This is a genomic window from Methylophilus sp. TWE2 (genome assembly GCF_001183865.1).
Taxonomy (GTDB): domain Bacteria; phylum Pseudomonadota; class Gammaproteobacteria; order Burkholderiales; family Methylophilaceae; genus Methylophilus.
Genome location: NZ_CP012020.1, coordinates 2,387,897 through 2,403,964, shown reverse-complemented (window position 1 = coordinate 2,403,964; position 16,068 = coordinate 2,387,897). Strand labels below are relative to the sequence as shown.

The following is a 16,068-nucleotide window of genomic DNA, read 5'->3' as shown; positions in this document are numbered from 1 at the left end:
GGAAGTATTGACGCAAGGAAAGTTGCGCCAACCCGTTTAAACAGCTTGTCGCTGATTAGTGGTGGTGACCACCGGCGCCATGGACGTGCTGATGCGCAATCTCTTCCTGGTTTGCTGAGCGGACGCTGGCAATGGTCGCCGTAAACAGCAAGCGTTGGCCCGCCCACGGATGGTTGCCGTCGACGACGACTTTGCCGTCGGCAACGTCAGTAATGGTGTACAAAATGACATCACCTGTTTCGTCTTCGCCCTCAAACTGCATACCAACTTTGAGGTCATTACTTGGAAACGCGCTTGCTGGTTCGATTTGTACCAGGCCTTCATCATACTCACCAAATGCATCTTCCGGGTCCAGGCTGACTTCTACTACGTCACCCACGTTTTTGCCATGCATGGCTTCTTCCACTTTAGGGAAAATATTGTCATAACCACCATGCAGATAAGCTACCGGATCCTTGCTTTCTTCCAGGATGTCGCCATCGCTATTTTGCAGTTTGTAGGTCATGGTGACCACGGTGTTCATTGCTACTTGCATGTATAAAATCCTAAAGTTCTTTAATAAAACAATATTCTAAAGGATATTGTAGTGATGGTGTCACTCTTGGTGATGATAATGTCGTCCGTAAAGTTTGCGCCATTGCCATGGTGGCAATGGATTCGACTGTTGCCATAAGCCTAATGCTTGTTGTTGGACCTGTTTTTGCAAGACTTGCAATTCGTAGCGCCTGGAATAACGCTGGTTAAACCAGGCCATGCCCACTGCAATTTGAGATTGACTGGCATCCTGCTTGCCGCAGTATAAGTGCCCCAATGTCCTGCCGAAGAGGTCCTGTCCTTGTAATTGGACCGAGATGGGGGCATTCATGCAAAGTTGGTCAAGGCTGCGTCTGGATTGTTTGCCAAAGGCCTGATGCAGTTCTGGAGCGTCTATATCCAGCAGCCGCAAGTGGTATGATCGTGCCTCATCACGAATGATGACAGTGTCGCCATCAAGCACTTTTTCCAATACAGGCTGTGCATGGGCATTGGCATAATATGCCAGCAGGCTGCATAGAAGCCAGGCTTGGTTCATCCCTGGCTGATCTTAATCCAGCAGGCTGGTGTAGTTGTCAGGCGTAAGCACGGTAGGAATCGCTTCCGATAGCAAGTCAGGATAGTCTTTGCTGTAGTGCAGGCCGCGGCTTTCGTGGCGATCGATGGCGCTGAGTACGATCAGCTCCGCTACTTGTAACAAGTTGCGCAATTCAATCAAGTCGTGGCTGACTTTAAAGTTGCTGTAAAACTCGCCCACTTCATCTCGCAGCATATGGATACGATGCAGGGCACGGCTCAGGCGCTTAGTCGTGCGCACAATGCCCACGTAGTTCCACATAAACCGCCGTAACTCATCCCAGGTGTGGGTAATCAATACCTCTTCGTCAGCATCGGTGACACGGCTTTCATCCCAGTCTGGCAGTGAAATGGTGGGTTGCGCTCCTAGAGCTTCAATATCTTGTGCACAGCTTTGGCTAAATGCCAGGCATTCCAGTAAGGAGTTGCTGGCCAGGCGGTTTGCGCCATGCAAGCCGGTACAGGCTGTTTCACCGATGGCATACAGGCAATCAATGTCGGTCCGGCCGTGCATATCAGTCATGACACCACCACAGGTGTAATGTGCAGCCGGGACGACCGGGATAGGTTGTTTGGTGATATCGATACCCAATTGCAGGCAGCGCTGGTAAATATTTGGAAAGTGGGACTGGATAAATTCTGCCGGTTTGTGGCTGATATCCAGGTAGACACAATCCAGGCCGCGTTTTTTCATCTCGAAGTCAATGGCGCGAGCTACCACGTCACGTGGGGCTAGTTCCGCACGCTCATCATGCCAGGGCATAAACCGCGTGCCATCTGGCAAGAGTAGCAAGCCTCCTTCGCCACGCAATACCTCAGAGATTAAAAACGATTTGGCATGCGGATGGTAAAGGCAAGTCGGATGAAATTGTACAAACTCCAGGTTGGCGACTCGGCAACCAGCCCGCCATCCCATCGCAATCCCGTCACCGGTACTGATGTCAGGGTTGGTGGTATACAAATAGACCTTGCCCGCACCACCGGTAGCCATCACGGTATATTGTGCCGAGAGAGTAATCACCTTGCCGGTCTGGTTGTTGAGCACGTAGGCGCCCAGGCAGCGGTTGGGGCCATCCATTGCGGTCTGCTTGAAAAGTTTATGCGTGGTGATCAGGTCGACCGCAATGTGATGTTCAAGGATGGTGATGTTCGGATGCTCGCGCACACGGTCGGTCAAGGTTGTCTGCACCGCTTGTCCAGTGGCATCCGCGACATGCACCACGCGGCGATGGCTATGGCCGCCTTCGCGCGTCAGGTGCAGGCGGTCATCTTCAGCCTCGCGTGTAAAATTCACCCCTTGCTGTAATAACCATTCAATACTGGCACGGCCATTGGTGACCACCATGCGCGTGACTTCGCTGTCACATAATCCTGCGCCGGCATCCAATGTATCTTTAATATGGGCTTCTACTGAATCCTCGCTGTTGAGCACGGCAGCAATTCCCCCTTGCGCCCAGTTGCTGGCACTCATGGTTAATTCACGTTTGCTCAGTATGCATACCCGATGATTATCTGCCAGGCGTAAGGCCAATGACTGGCCTGCCAGACCACTGCCAATAATCAGCACATCGAACATTTTATTCATAGGATGGTGGAGTCAATGGAACTTTGCAGAGAGGTTCGGGTCATATCAATTGCCAACATTGCTATTTGACATTGTAGGCAAAAAATAAGGGATGAGACGATGTTACACACAGCAAATTTAGAAGCGTTAACACGCACCGGGTTCGTCGAAAATAACACAAAAGCGTATACTACTCCTAATCATAAAATTACCCAAGGGAGTCCTCGCGATATGACTGTTCAGGCGGCCAGCGCCAAACAGCAAGAGAACAAAGAGTTTGACCAGATGCTGGTCGAGCGTGCTCAGCAGGGCGACAAGCGTGCCTTTGGACTATTGGTGGAAAAATATCACCGTAAACTTGGACGCCTTTTATCGCGCATGATCCGCGATCAGGCGGAAGTGGAAGATGTTGTGCAGGAGTCTTTTATCAAGGCTTATCGCGCGTTGCACAGCTTCCGTGGCGACAGCGCGTTTTATACATGGTTGTATCGTATTGGCATTAATACTGCCAAAAACTACCTGGTCTCCATGGGTCGCAAGCCACAAGTGCTGCAAGACGTGGAAATCGAAGATGTAGAAAACTTCGATGAAGGCGATGATATGCGCACACTGGAGACGCCAGAAACGTCCCTGATGACCAAAGAGATTGCGCAAACGGTCAATGATGCGATTGCGGCATTGCCTGAAGAGTTGCGAACTGCAATTACGTTGCGCGAACTTGAAGGATTGAGTTATGAAGACATTGCTAACGTGATGCAATGTCCGATCGGGACTGTGCGTTCACGTATTTTTCGGGCGCGTGAAACGATTGCGACCAAATTGAGACCGTTGTTGGATACGCCACAGCACAAGCGCTGGTAGGCAATTCGACAACAAAAACGATATGAGTGTTATGACAAATTTTTTGTTAAATGCTAACATAAAAACAGTAATTGATTTGGGGTTATTATGAAGCAGCAATTATCTGCCTTGGTCGACGGTGAGGTCGATATTGAGCGCTGTGAACATATTTTTCTCGCAGCGAAATCTACTGGTGAGGTTGCACAGGCCTGGCGTGATTACCATGTGATCCGAGATGTGTTGCGTGAAGAGTGCTGGGTACAATCAGATATGACTAGCCGCATTATGGCCCAGTTGGCAGATGAGCCAACCATGCTGGCGCCGCAGGCGGTCGCTGCCTCCCAAAAAATTTCCCACATCCGTCCGCATTTCAGTAAGTACACATGGTCAATTGCTGCCTCGGTCGCAGCAGCTTTCTTTGTCGGCCTGTTTGTGATCAATCAACCCGAAGTGGCAGCGCCTGACCAAATTGCCGATAATGATACTGATCAGTATGTATTAGCACATCATAATTATGCCCCTACTAGCGCAACATACTACATGCAAAATGTAGCTTATAACGCTGGCGAATAAGTCTATTGTTATCTACGGGTATATGTCACTCAAGTTTGTTTTTCCTGGGCATTTTCTGCGTGTCTTGCTACTCGCAATTTTTAGCCAATCTGCCGTTGCCGAAGAGGATCTCTGGGCCACCATGCAGAAAACGGCTTCTGCAGCCAGGGAGTTGAATTACCAGGGCTTGTTTGTTTATCAGAATGGGGCGGTGATCCGCTCAGTACAAATTACCCACATTTATGAAGGTGGGCGCGAGTTTACGCGCAATGTTGTGCTTGATGGCCGTCCGCGTGAAGTGTTTAGCGAAGGCGATGACATTGTTATCTTCAATGCTAAAAATGACAAGGTCGTCATTGAAAAGCGGCGCGGACAGAATTTGTTTCCAGCCATGCTGCCCACCCAATTGTATCCCCTCAAGCAGAATTACAAGCTCAAGTTTATCGGCCAGGAGCGAGTGGCCGGTCGTCTGGCGCAAGTCCTCGATATGATCCCTAACGATAACCTGCGCTACCAATACCGCATTTGGTCTGATACCGAATATGGGCTCCTGCTTAAAATGAGCATGCTCGATATGCAGGGCCGGACGCTGGAGCAGATTGGCTTTAATCAGGTGGCCATGTTGCATACCAAAGACCTGGACTGGTTCCAGCCTAAAATTGATGCGACCAAGCCCTATGTCATGGATGACACGACCGACTTGACGCACACAGAAGATAACTTGGTCGTTCCAAATCTCCCTGCCGGATATAAAAAAGTAGATCAGATACAATTAAAGGTGCCCGGCAGGACGACCCCGGTAAGACAATTGATTTTTTCTGATGGGCTGGCCTCAGTGTCGTTGTTTGTTGAACCGATGATCAAAGGCATGCAGCCTCGAGTCGGCAAGAAAAGCATGGGCTCAACGAATGTGTATGCGCATGTGCTCAATGGTTACCAGCTGGTTGTTGTCGGTGAGGTGCCTGCGCAAACGGTTGAGCAAATTGCGCAACAAGTCACTTTCAAGAAATAGTAGTTTGCGTCATTGCAAGTATACGGATAGGTAAGTTTTTATTCAAAAGGTGATCCGTTTTAAGGGCTTGCATTTTCAGACTGCGCCACCACTTAATGAGCGGATAGCTTCATTGATGAGTGTTGCTCAATTTTCCCGAATAGATAGAAGTACAATTTTAATAGTCATTAAATGATAGGAATAATCATGATGAGACAATGGATTTCTGGTGTGATGTTAGCGTGTGCAATCACCGCGACCATGCCAGTAATGACTGTGCAGGCAAAAGACTTACCAGACTTTACTGAACTGGCTGAGAAACAAGGCCCTGCTGTGGTCAATATTAGTATTACTTCAGTTGTGCACGGCACCGGTATCGGTTTTCCTGGGATGCCGAATGATGAGAACCTGCAAGAGTTCCTGCGCCGCTTTGGCATCCCTGGGATGCCGGGCATGCCGGGGCAGGACGGTGGTCAGGATTACAAATCTCAATCCTTGGGCTCAGGCTTTATTATCAGTGCAGATGGCTATATATTGACCAACGCGCATGTGGTTAATGAAGCAGATGAAGTGCTGGTGAAGCTTTATGACAAACGTGAGTTCAAGGCGAAAATCATCGGGGCCGATAAGCGGACTGATGTCGCGCTGATTAAAATTGAAGCCACCGGTTTACCTAGAGTCACCATTGGTGATCCCAATGCGCTTAAGGTCGGTGAGTGGGTAGCTGCGATTGGCTCGCCTTTTGGTCTCGAAAACACAATGACGGCTGGTATCGTCAGTGCCAAAGGCCGTGCCTTACCACAAGAAAATTATGTGCCTTTTATTCAAACTGATGTAGCGATTAACCCAGGTAACTCGGGCGGCCCCTTGTTCAACCTGCGTGGTGAAGTGGTAGGGGTGAACTCACAAATTTACAGTAAAAGCGGTGGTTCCATGGGGCTTTCATTCAGTATTCCCATTGATGTCGCCATCGATATTTCTAATCAACTCAAAGCCAATGGGCGGATTGCTCGTGGCTGGTTGGGGATTGGAATCCAGGAAGTCACCAAGGAACTGGCGGAGTCTTTCGGCTTGAAGCAGACCAATGGGGCACTGATTGCTGGTGTAGAGAAAAACAGTCCGGCAGACAAGGGCGGTTTGGAAGCAGGCGATATTATCCTCAAGTTTGATGGCAAGCCGATCACCACTTCGAGCGACCTGCCACGCGTGGTTGCAGCTACTAAGCCAGGTAAAGTCGTGCCGGTAGAAGTTGTACGCAAAGGCGCAAATAAAACGCTGCAATTGGGTGTGGGCGAAATGCCTAACGAGCAAGGTGAGGCGCCAGCGGTGAGTAAAGAACCGGTGAAACCTGAGGCCAATAAAGTGGGCCTGACACTGCGTGAATTAACGCCGCAGCAGAAGAAAAAGCTCAATGGCAAAAATGGCCTGCTGGTGATTGAAAGCAGCGGGGCGGCAGCACAGGCGGGTATCCGTCGCGGAGATGTGATTTTGGGCTTAAACAATAACGAAAGTCAAAGCGTTGACTTGTTTAATAAACAAATCAATGCCGTGCCTTCTGGCAAGACCATCGCCGTCTTAGTTCAGCGCGGGGAAAATACCCTGTATGTGCCGATTAAAATCAAGTAACTGACATTTCCTGAAAGTGAACACAAAAAGACGGGGTAACCCGTCTTTTTGTGTTTTATCAAGCGGCTGCCAAAATGCACTGCCATGGAAAATAAATCACTGATATTCATGCATTTGTTGTAAAATGCAACGAATTTGAAAGGCGCTTCAAGCGCCTTTCTTGCTTGTAATTAACGCATAACAGAACATGAAAAATATTCGTAATTTTTCGATTATTGCCCACATTGACCATGGCAAATCGACACTGGCAGACCGTATCATCCAATTGTGCGGTGGCCTCGAAGCGCGCGAGATGGAAGCGCAAGTGCTCGACAGTATGGATATTGAGCGTGAGCGCGGCATTACCATCAAAGCGCAAACCGCCGCCTTGCAATACAAAGCTAACAATGGCGAAACGTATTTCCTCAACCTGATTGATACCCCGGGTCATGTAGACTTTAGTTATGAAGTGAGTCGATCTTTGTCTGCCTGCGAAGGTGCCTTGCTGGTGGTAGATGCTTCCCAGGGCGTGGAAGCGCAAAGTGTCGCCAACTGCTATACCGCGATTGATCTCGGTGTGGAAGTGACACCAGTACTCAACAAAATTGATTTGCCGTCAGCCGACCCTGTGCGCGTTTCACAGGAAATTGAGGATGTGATTGGGGTGGATGCCACCGATGCCGTGCGTTGTTCAGCCAAAACTGGTGAAGGGGTGCGTGATGTGCTGGAGGAGGTGGTTGCCAAAGTGCCACCGCCTAAAGGTGATGTCAATGCGCCGTTGAAAGCGCTGGTGATCGACGCCTGGTTTGATAACTATGTGGGCGTGGTCATGCTGGTGCGTGTGGTGGATGGCGTACTGCGTGCCAAGGAAAAAATCCGCTTGATGGCCACCGGTGCCGAATACCTGTGTGAGCAGGTGGGCGTGTTTACACCCAAATCTCTGCAGCGTCAGCAACTGAGTGCGGGCGAGGTTGGCTTTATTATTGCCGGTATTAAAGAACTGGCTGCGGCCAAGGTCGGCGATACCGTGACGCTTGCCGGGGCAGGCAAGGGAGCTAGTGAGCCGTTGCCAGGCTTTAAAGAGGTGAAACCGCAAGTGTTTGCAGGCTTGTACCCGGTCGAGTCCAACCAGTTTGAGTCATTGCGTACCGCGCTGGAAAAATTAAGCCTGAATGACTCCAGCTTGCAGTTCGAGCCGGAAAACTCCACAGCGCTGGGCTTTGGTTTCCGTTGCGGATTCCTTGGTTTGCTGCATATGGAGATCGTACAAGAGCGCCTGGAGCGCGAGTACGATATGGACCTGATTACGACTGCGCCCACCGTGATTTATGAGCTGTTGCTCAAAAGTGGCGAAGTCATACAAATCGAGAATCCGTCACGCTTGCCTGAGCCTTCACGCATTGAAGAAATCCGTGAGCCCATGATTGTGGTTAACTTGTTGATGCCGCAAGATTATGTGGGGCCGGTGATGACCTTGTGTAATAACAAGCGCGGTGTGCAGCGCAATATGCAATATATGGGCCGCCAGGTGATGTTGAGCTATGAGATGCCGCTGAATGAGGTGGTGCTCGATTTCTTTGATAAACTCAAATCAGTTTCGCGTGGTTATGCCTCCATGGATTACGAGTTTCTTGAGTTCAGAGCAGCTGATCTGGTCAAGCTGGATATCATGGTAAACGGTGAGCGGGTGGATGCATTGAGCCTGATTGTGCATCGAGCCAACAGCATTTATCGTGGTCGCGAATTGGTTGCCAAAATGCGTGAGCTAATTCCACGGCAGATGTTTGATATTGCCATCCAGGCATCCATAGGCGCCAATATTATCGCCCGTGAAACGGTGAAAGCCATGCGTAAAAACGTGTTGGCAAAATGCTACGGTGGTGACATCACACGTAAGCGCAAGTTGCTGGAAAAACAAAAAGAAGGTAAAAAGCGTATGAAACAGGTGGGCAATGTGGAAATTCCACAAGAGGCCTTCCTGGCTATTTTGCGCGTTGAAGATAAATAAAAACGGGAACACCCGCTCTTTAGGAAGCAAGCATGTATTTTGCAATGTTTATGTTGTTGATTTTATTGGTGTCTGGGGCCATTTGGCTGCTGGATATCCTGGTGTTGCGTAAACAGCGCCAGGCGGGAGCGCTGGGCGAGGTGGCAGACCCATGGTATGTAGAGTACAGCAAAAGTTTCTTCCCGGTGATTTTGCTGGTGTTTTTGGTACGTTCCTTTATTGTTGAGCCGTTCAAAATCCCATCAGGCTCTATGATGCCAACATTGCTTGCAGGGGATTACATCCTGGTAAACAAATACACCTACGGTTTGCGCGTCCCTATCGTTAACAATGTGTTTTACCCGGTGGGTCAGCCTCAGCGCGGTGATGTGTTCGTGTTTCATTACCCACCAGATACTACCATTGACTATATCAAGCGCGTGATTGGTTTGCCTGGCGACCAGATTCAGTACCGTGACAAGCAGTTGACCATTAATGGCAAGGTCATCAATCTGGATTTTGTGCAGCCATATCAGTATGCGCTCAATGTTAATGACGAGTCTGGCAGTGCGCGCGCAGTCGATGTAACCGCTTCCCGTTTAAATGAGCAGTTAGGCACGGTGAAGCATGATGTACTCATCCATGACATCATGAACCAGTACAGTCCGGGCAGCCTGGGTGACCGCTTGATGCAGGGTGAAACCATCACCGTGCCAGAAGGTCATTATTTCGCCATGGGGGATAACCGTGACAACAGCTCCGACAGCCGGGTCTGGGGCTTTGTTGCTGAAAAACATTTGGTGGGCAAAGCCTTTTTCATCTGGTTTAATTTTGACCAGTGGCGCCGTATCGGGCAAAGTATCGGTTAATGGCATGGGTCACGCCGTGTCACAGGGCATCATCTTGAGGGAGTACCTATGAAATTCTCAAAGACTTCTACCCAGCACGGTATTGGCCTGATCGGCTTTTTACTGGTATTAACGGCCTTTGGTATCTTGGGCATGGTTGCCTTAAAAGCCCTCCCAGCCTATATGGAGTATTTCTCTATCCAGTCTACCGTTAACCGTATCGCACATGATCCAGTGCTGCAAAACGATAGCGATATCCGCAAGGCATTTGACCGCCAGATGGACGTAGACAGCATACACGAAGTGACGGGGCGCGATTTGGAAATCAGTGGTGGTGTGGTCGCCATGCGTTACCAGAAAAAGATTCCACTGACAGACACAATGACGCTGCTCATTGATTTTGACGCGACCAGCAAACCATAGTGACGCAGGCTTGATCATAACGTAATGAATGCACTTCCGGTATTACAAACCAGAATCAGCTACAGCTTCGCGCAGCCAGAGCTGCTGCAGCAGGCCCTGACGCACCGCAGTTTTTCTGCCAGCAATAATGAGCGGCTGGAATTTCTGGGGGATAGCGTTTTGAATTTTATTATTGCCCACCAGCTGTTCAATCTGTTTCCACATTTGCCCGAAGGTGACCTGAGCCGGTTGCGCGCCAAACTGGTCAAAGAGGCAAGCCTTGCTGAGATTGCCGCTGATCTGCATTTGGGTGATGCACTCAAGTTAGGTGAGGGGGAATTAAAGAGTGCAGGTTGGCGTCGGCCTTCCATTTTGGCGGATGCGCTGGAGGCCATTGTTGGTGCGGTTTATCTCGATGGTGGGTTTGATGCGGCACAAAAAGTGGTGGCCTTGCTGTATCGAGAAAAACTGAGCACCATAGATCCCAAGTCGATAGACAAGGACGCCAAATCTCAACTGCAGGAATATCTGCAAAGCAAAAAAATGGAGTTGCCTGAGTATCAGGTCGTGTCCATTGAAGGCGAAGCGCATGCACAGACCTTTACTGTGCAATGTTTTATTAAGAAACTTAAATTGACCACTACCGGCGTGGGTACCAGCCGCCGTGTGGCTGAGCAACAAGCGGCCAAATTGGCCATGGATAATATTCAATCATGACAGAACTCACTCCTGCTGCTGACGATTTTCGTTGTGGCACCGTTGCCATCGTTGGCCGCCCCAATGTCGGCAAGTCGACCTTGCTCAATCATATCTTAGGTCTTAAGCTGGCGATCACTTCGCGCAAGGCGCAGACCACGCGCCATCGATTGCTGGGCATACACACGACTGAAGATACGCAGTTTTTGTTTGTCGATACACCTGGTTTTCAGCAAAAGCATCTCAATACCTTAAACAAGTCACTCAACAAAACCGTCACTCAGGTGCTGACCGAAGTGGATGTCGTGTTGTTTGTCATTGAACCCATGAAGTTAGGGGAAGCCGATGAGCTGGTGCTCAAGTTGTTGCCTAAAAACAAACCGGTATTGCTAGTCGTCAACAAGGCAGACCTGATGGGAGACAAAGGTAATTTATTGCCCCTGATACAGGACTTTGACTTACTGTTTGATTTTGCCGGCATTATCCCGGTCAGTGCCAAAAAGAATTTATACCTGGATGAATTGTTGTCTGCCATACGCGAGCACTTGCCGCAACAACCTGCCATCTATGCTGAAGATGAGCTCACGGATAAAAACGAGCGCTTCCTGGCGGCTGAACTGGTACGTGAGAAAGTCTTCCGTCTGCTAGGTGATGAAGTGCCTTATTCGGTCACGGTAGAAATTGAAAAGTTTGAAACCGTCAAAAACCTGCGTCGTATTTTTGCTGCCATCATTGTTGATAAGGATAGTCAGAAACCCATGATTATTGGCAAGGGTGGCGAAAAGCTCAAGCAGATCTCCACCGAAGCGCGCCAGGATATGGAAAAGCTGTTTGGCTCTAAAGTCTATCTCGAAACCTGGGTCAAGGTTAAGGGTGGCTGGGCGGATGACGCCCGCGCATTAAAGAGCCTGGGTTTCTAGCCAGGCAGGTTCTTCTCTACTGGCATCCACATGGCAGTAAAACCTTCTGATTCAGGCAGCCACAAACAAAGCCTGCAACCGGTTTTCATTCTTCATACCTACCCTTTTAAAGAAACCAGTCTGGTCGTCGAAATGTTTAGCCGCGACCTGGGTCGTATTGCCGCTGTCGCTAAAGGTGCACGGCGCCCGCTTTCTGCCATGCGTGGCATGTTGCAGTCTTTCCAGCAGCTGGCCGGGACCTGGTCAGGCAAGAATGAGCTCAAAACTTTGCACGACCTGGAGTGGATGACCGGACTCACACTGCTCAGAGGCGATGCGCTCATGTGCGGGTTTTACATGAATGAGCTGTTGCTGCGGCTGCTGCCACGCGATGATGCCCATGTGCAGCTATTTGAGTATTACGCGCAAACCATTCAGGTTCTCTCCGCGTTGCCGATGCCGGTAGATGCCACACAGCTCGCCATGATCATGCGCAAGTTTGAGCTCAAAATGCTGCAAGAACTTGGGTATGCTGTCCCGCTCACGCATGATGAGCACGGCGAAATCATCCATGCCGACAGCACTTACCGTTTTGAAGCCGATTATGGGGCGTGTGATCCCTCTGCCACTAAAAACGGCCTGTTGATTCTAGGCAATACGCTGCTAAAGATGGCACGCGGGGATTACAGTGAGACAGTCACCCAGGCTCAAAGCAAGCAGCTCATGCGTTACCTGCTACAGCACTATCTGGGTGAAAAACCGTTGCACACGCGGCAATTACTGGTGGACTTACAAGGCTTTTGAAGCGGTTTCAGCGCCGTCCTGGCGTTCTGCTGGGCATGGCATCTGGGGTTGTAAGGCGAGTCGCCGATGACGACTCACCTTACCTGATCTGCTAGTCGGCATTCGACCGACTGCAGTTGACGAGACAAAACGTGCCTAGCTGAAGTTATCTGACTTTTTGTTGACGACGGATCAGCAATCCAAACACTGCCAAACCTGCCAGGAGCATGGCGTTGCTTGCTGGCTCTGGAACGGCAGCAGTTTGCTGAAAGAGAAAGTAGCCCGAATTATTGACTGTGCTTTGACCGAGCGCGGTGAATTCAGAGAAGTAGCTGTTATCCGGGTAGAGCGTCAGTATAAAGATCGAAGAACCGTTGTTGGCAGCAAACGTAAAGCCCTGTGTATCTATGGTAATGCTGGCATCAGCAGTGCGATAACTCACGTTATCTAATGGGTCATTCAATACGAAATCTAACACGCTGAAGTTGTAATCCAGGGAGAACGGTGCACTGGTGGTCATGCTGCCCGAAAAGGTGGGGTCTCCATTGACATCATCAATCGCCAGAATGTTGTAACGATAATCGGCCAGCGCAACACTACTGCCAGCAAAAGTCAGCGCCAGAAAGAACACTACAAATTTAATAAATTGCATCACAAATCCTTAATCATTGAATCAATAAAATACGCGTCATTCATGCCTGGTTGAGGCGCAGATTGCGCCTCTTTTTTATTTAACCGAAACGAACACCGGGTTGGAGTAAAACCAGAGGCTGCTGTAGTTGCGGTCGTTAATCGCGTTGACACGGCCATTGTTATCCACGCCGCCCTGATTGTTCAGTACCCAGGTTTTCTGGTCTGCCAGCGGTTCGCCGTTGTAGCTGAATCCAGGCGCATCCACAGCCAGATTAGTGCCGCGCAATCTGAAGTACTGGTTTTTGTTGGCTACTAGCTGCACAGTCACCGAGGCAAACCCATCTTTACCTACTTTCCAGTCAGCTGCGGTGAATCGCTTCAGCACACGTGTAGACGGGTTGGTCGCCACGGTATAGGCGGCAGAATCCGGGCTGGCTTTGGGTGTGACATCGCCGACAATCAAGTCCACATGGTTAACTACCGGTTTCATGTTCGCCAGCGTGTTGCTATCGACTGGTTTGAGGTAGTTATTTAGGTCCGGGCTTTTAAAACGGATGGTGAGTTTGATTTTTTCACCAGCCCCAACTTTGATTTCTTGTCCCATGAAAGCGGTACCGGAAGAACCGACAATTCTGAAGTCGAGTGCATTAATCAGGTCGCCAAATACGCCAAACATGCGGCCGTCACGCAGGCTGGAGATTAAGCCGGTGGCCGTGTCCTGGTTGCTATCCGGCATCCAAACGTAGTTCTTTGAATATTCGCCAGGATAGTAGCCACTGCTGTTGCTGGCCGCATCAATCTTAAAGTGTGAGTCGGAGTTGGCAATATTCCACACATGGCGTCCTTCGCCTAGTAACGCATCCCATACGCCGCCGACTTTGGCGACAACGGCGTCCACGCCCCCATAGGTTCGGTTGGGCAGGTTAGCGTCAATATAGGCAGAGGTATAGCCGCCACGGTCAGGCTCCATCTGGTTACCGACCATACCTTCAATCATAAAGACGATATCTGGTGCCAAGTCATTCATTTGGCGAAAATCCTTAATCGTATATTTATTCGGATTGCGTGAGGGGTGGTTGATGGTAGCAAAGCTGGTTGTCGGGTAATGGGTTTTCAACCAGGCAATTGCGGACAAGGCGTCTGCGCCGGTTTGGTTAGGGCGAACCGAACCATTCCTGTTTTTCCAAGCAGCCACATCCTGCGGGTTAAACAATGATTCAGACAGCGTTGTAAACAAGTACTGGAATTCTTTGGCTCCATCGGTGGAAGTCTCCAGCGTGGATTCGTTCTCGAACATGACCACATTGGCATGGTCGTGGGTAGGCATATCCCATTCCGCTGCCGAGAGTATCATCTTGTCTGCGTAAGTCCCACCTGCTTGCATGTCTTTTACGTGCGGTATCTCAATCGACGCCATCGCATAGGCAAATGGCACTGGTTTGGGCAGCAAGTTGCCATTCTGATCATATTTAGATGAGCGTAAGTGATTGCTCAGGATCATCCAGTCCAGTTTGTAAGTGCCTAGTGCTTTATCCAGCAGAAAGTCCAGTGTCTGTGTCGTGCGTGAGTCATCAGACTCCACTGTGTGGGTATGCAAGTCACCGACCATCCAGGAACCTTTGCCTTCTGTGGGCGCTGGCATGGGCTTGACTTCCAGGCCAGAAACTAAAGACACGGCACCGATGGACAGGCCTGCCACAGCGGCCACCATGGCCGTTGATTTAAATACTTTTGATTTATTCACGATAATCCCGCTTAATTAACATCCCCGGCTGGGGCATGGTAGTGTTGAAAGTGTTTACAACGCAGGCATGATGGCGTTAGCGGATTAATCTTTGATGACGGCCGAGATATATTCGCGTGACAGCGGCCTAGTTATCCACTGGTTCTGTTTGATCACTCTCTAGACAGACCGCATCTGCAGATTGATGTTTTATGGCGACGCGTAATGGTATGGTTTTATTCGGTCAGCAGGTAAAATAGGGCTTTATCCGTTTTCTTATCAGTCAATTATGTTAAAACTAGGCGTCAATATTGATCACGTTGCAACCATCCGCCAGGCGCGCGGCACCAAATATCCTAGCGTAGTGCAGGCCGCCTTGCGCGCCGAACAATCGGGGGCGGATAGCATTACCCTGCATTTGCGCGAAGACCGTCGCCATATGCAGGATGCGGATATTTTTGCGCTGCGGCCCTTGCTGCAAACCAAAATGAATCTTGAGTGCGCAGTCACTGGCGAGATGATTGATATTGCCATCCAGGTCAATCCTCAGGATGTGTGTCTGGTACCCGAACGCCGTGAAGAACGCACGACCGAGGGCGGGTTGGATGTACTCACGCACTACAGCAAGGTCGAGCATGCGGTAAAAAAACTGTCTGACCAGGGGATCCGCGTCTCATTGTTTATTGCACCGGACCTGGCGCAAATTGATGCTGCCGCCAAGATGGGCGCCCCGGTGATTGAAATTCACACGGGCACGTTTGCCGATGCAGAGACAGAAAAACAGCAGCAGGACGAGCTGGAGAAAATTCAAACAGCGTTGCAACATGCTAAAGCTGCGGGCCTGGTGGTCAATGCCGGGCATGGCTTGCATTATCACAATGTGCATCATATTGCGCGCCTGCCTGGTTTTGAAGAGCTGAATATCGGCCATGCCATTGTTGCACATGCGCTATTTGTCGGCTGGGATAGTGCTGTGCGCGAAATGAAAGCCCTCATGAAAGAGTTTTCACCTAGATGATGTCTTTGTTAAAACATTCGGAGTATCAATGATATACGGGATTGGCACTGATATCGTCGAAGTCGAGCGCATCCAGTCTTCACTCGACCAGTTTGGCGATGCCTTTGCCAAACGGATTCTGGCGGATTCGGAATGGCCTGACTATCAGGAAAGCCAACTCAAGGCACGATTCCTGGCCAAGCGGTTTGCTGCTAAGGAAGCTTTTGCCAAGGCCATAGGCACTGGTATCCGTGGCGATGTCAGTTTCCACAATATTGCCGTGACACACGATGCGTTGGGGCGGCCTTTGCTCAAGTTGTCTTCTGCATTACAGGCGTTTCTCAAACAACATCATATTCATCAGTCGCATATCAGCATCAGCGATGAAAAAAACCTTGCACTGGCTTTTGTTACCCTTGAAATGATGACAGAGTAATA

General features: G+C 49.9%; 17 protein-coding genes. 12 read left to right on the top strand and 5 right to left on the bottom strand.

All coding sequences use genetic code 11. The features are described 5' to 3' along the window. Positions 1-55: 55 nt before the first annotated feature. The 3 genes from ACJ67_RS11265 to nadB are packed head-to-tail and all read right to left on the bottom strand — an operon-like array spanning position 56 to position 2,695. Positions 56-535 carry a peptidylprolyl isomerase gene (locus tag ACJ67_RS11265; RefSeq protein WP_026295502.1) on the bottom strand — a complete coding sequence of 160 codons (480 nt, stop codon included), beginning with the start codon at positions 533-535 and terminating at the stop codon, positions 56-58. Positions 536-595: 60 nt separating this feature from the next. Then, positions 596-1,072 (bottom strand): thermonuclease family protein, encoded by a 477-nt coding sequence (locus ACJ67_RS11260; protein ID WP_049639145.1) that lies wholly within the window; start codon positions 1,070-1,072, stop codon positions 596-598. A gap of 12 nt (positions 1,073-1,084) precedes the next feature. Beyond that, positions 1,085-2,695, bottom strand: coding sequence for an L-aspartate oxidase (gene nadB, locus ACJ67_RS11255; RefSeq protein ID WP_049639144.1), 1,611 nt, complete (start codon positions 2,693-2,695; stop codon positions 1,085-1,087). Between the two features lie 210 nt (positions 2,696-2,905). Here nadB and rpoE point away from each other — a divergent pair, with 210 nt between their 5' ends. The 10 genes from rpoE (at position 2,906) to recO (ending at position 12,298) form a co-directional block, all read left to right on the top strand. Beyond that, a complete protein-coding gene (gene rpoE, locus ACJ67_RS11250) occupies positions 2,906-3,535 on the top strand; it encodes an RNA polymerase sigma factor RpoE (RefSeq protein ID WP_018986996.1) in 630 nt (209 codons plus the stop codon). A gap of 87 nt (positions 3,536-3,622) precedes the next feature. Continuing rightward, positions 3,623-4,087: a sigma-E factor negative regulatory protein gene (locus tag ACJ67_RS11245; protein ID WP_049639143.1), complete on the top strand. Its 465-nt coding sequence runs from the start codon at positions 3,623-3,625 to the stop codon at positions 4,085-4,087. Between the two features lie 22 nt (positions 4,088-4,109). Further along, a complete protein-coding gene (locus ACJ67_RS11240) occupies positions 4,110-5,078 on the top strand; it encodes a MucB/RseB C-terminal domain-containing protein (RefSeq protein ID WP_049639142.1) in 969 nt (322 codons plus the stop codon). A gap of 186 nt (positions 5,079-5,264) precedes the next feature. Further along, positions 5,265-6,683 carry a DegQ family serine endoprotease gene (locus tag ACJ67_RS11235; RefSeq protein WP_049639141.1) on the top strand — a complete coding sequence of 473 codons (1,419 nt, stop codon included), beginning with the start codon at positions 5,265-5,267 and terminating at the stop codon, positions 6,681-6,683. Positions 6,684-6,870: 187 nt separating this feature from the next. Next, positions 6,871-8,670: a translation elongation factor 4 gene (lepA, locus tag ACJ67_RS11230; protein ID WP_049639140.1), complete on the top strand. Its 1,800-nt coding sequence runs from the start codon at positions 6,871-6,873 to the stop codon at positions 8,668-8,670. Between the two features lie 32 nt (positions 8,671-8,702). Beyond that, positions 8,703-9,518 carry a signal peptidase I gene (lepB, locus tag ACJ67_RS11225; protein ID WP_049639139.1) on the top strand — a complete coding sequence of 272 codons (816 nt, stop codon included), beginning with the start codon at positions 8,703-8,705 and terminating at the stop codon, positions 9,516-9,518. A gap of 48 nt (positions 9,519-9,566) precedes the next feature. Beyond that, the gene (locus ACJ67_RS11220; RefSeq protein WP_018986989.1) at positions 9,567-9,920 is read left to right on the top strand and encodes a DUF4845 domain-containing protein; all 354 of its coding nucleotides are present in this window, start codon (positions 9,567-9,569) and stop codon (positions 9,918-9,920) included. A gap of 24 nt (positions 9,921-9,944) precedes the next feature. After that, positions 9,945-10,616 carry a ribonuclease III gene (gene rnc, locus ACJ67_RS11215; RefSeq protein WP_049639138.1) on the top strand — a complete coding sequence of 224 codons (672 nt, stop codon included), beginning with the start codon at positions 9,945-9,947 and terminating at the stop codon, positions 10,614-10,616. After that, on the top strand, positions 10,613-11,515 hold the full coding sequence (gene era / locus ACJ67_RS11210; RefSeq protein WP_049639137.1) for a GTPase Era: 903 nt from the start codon (positions 10,613-10,615) through the stop codon (positions 11,513-11,515). The genes rnc and era overlap by 4 nt, the downstream gene beginning before the upstream one ends. 30 nt (positions 11,516-11,545) lie before the next feature. Next, complete coding sequence (recO, locus tag ACJ67_RS11205) at positions 11,546-12,298, top strand: DNA repair protein RecO (protein WP_082164021.1); 753 nt, start codon at positions 11,546-11,548, stop codon at positions 12,296-12,298. Positions 12,299-12,443: 145 nt separating this feature from the next. On the opposite strand, the gene ACJ67_RS11200 is transcribed toward recO, so the two are convergent. Further along, on the bottom strand, positions 12,444-12,929 hold the full coding sequence (locus tag ACJ67_RS11200; RefSeq protein ID WP_049639136.1) for a PEP-CTERM sorting domain-containing protein: 486 nt from the start codon (positions 12,927-12,929) through the stop codon (positions 12,444-12,446). A 75-nt stretch (positions 12,930-13,004) separates the two neighbouring features. Continuing rightward, on the bottom strand, positions 13,005-14,654 hold the full coding sequence (locus ACJ67_RS11195; protein ID WP_197080610.1) for a hypothetical protein: 1,650 nt from the start codon (positions 14,652-14,654) through the stop codon (positions 13,005-13,007). A gap of 268 nt (positions 14,655-14,922) precedes the next feature. On the opposite strand from ACJ67_RS11195, the gene pdxJ reads away from it, so the two are divergent. Both pdxJ and acpS read left to right on the top strand, forming a co-directional pair. Continuing rightward, positions 14,923-15,651, top strand: a complete 729-nt coding sequence (gene pdxJ, locus ACJ67_RS11190) for a pyridoxine 5'-phosphate synthase (RefSeq protein WP_049639134.1) — start codon at positions 14,923-14,925, stop codon at positions 15,649-15,651. Positions 15,652-15,679: 28 nt separating this feature from the next. Continuing rightward, the gene (gene acpS / locus ACJ67_RS11185; protein WP_049639133.1) at positions 15,680-16,066 is read left to right on the top strand and encodes a holo-ACP synthase; all 387 of its coding nucleotides are present in this window, start codon (positions 15,680-15,682) and stop codon (positions 16,064-16,066) included. The last annotated feature ends 2 nt before the right edge of the window (positions 16,067-16,068 follow it).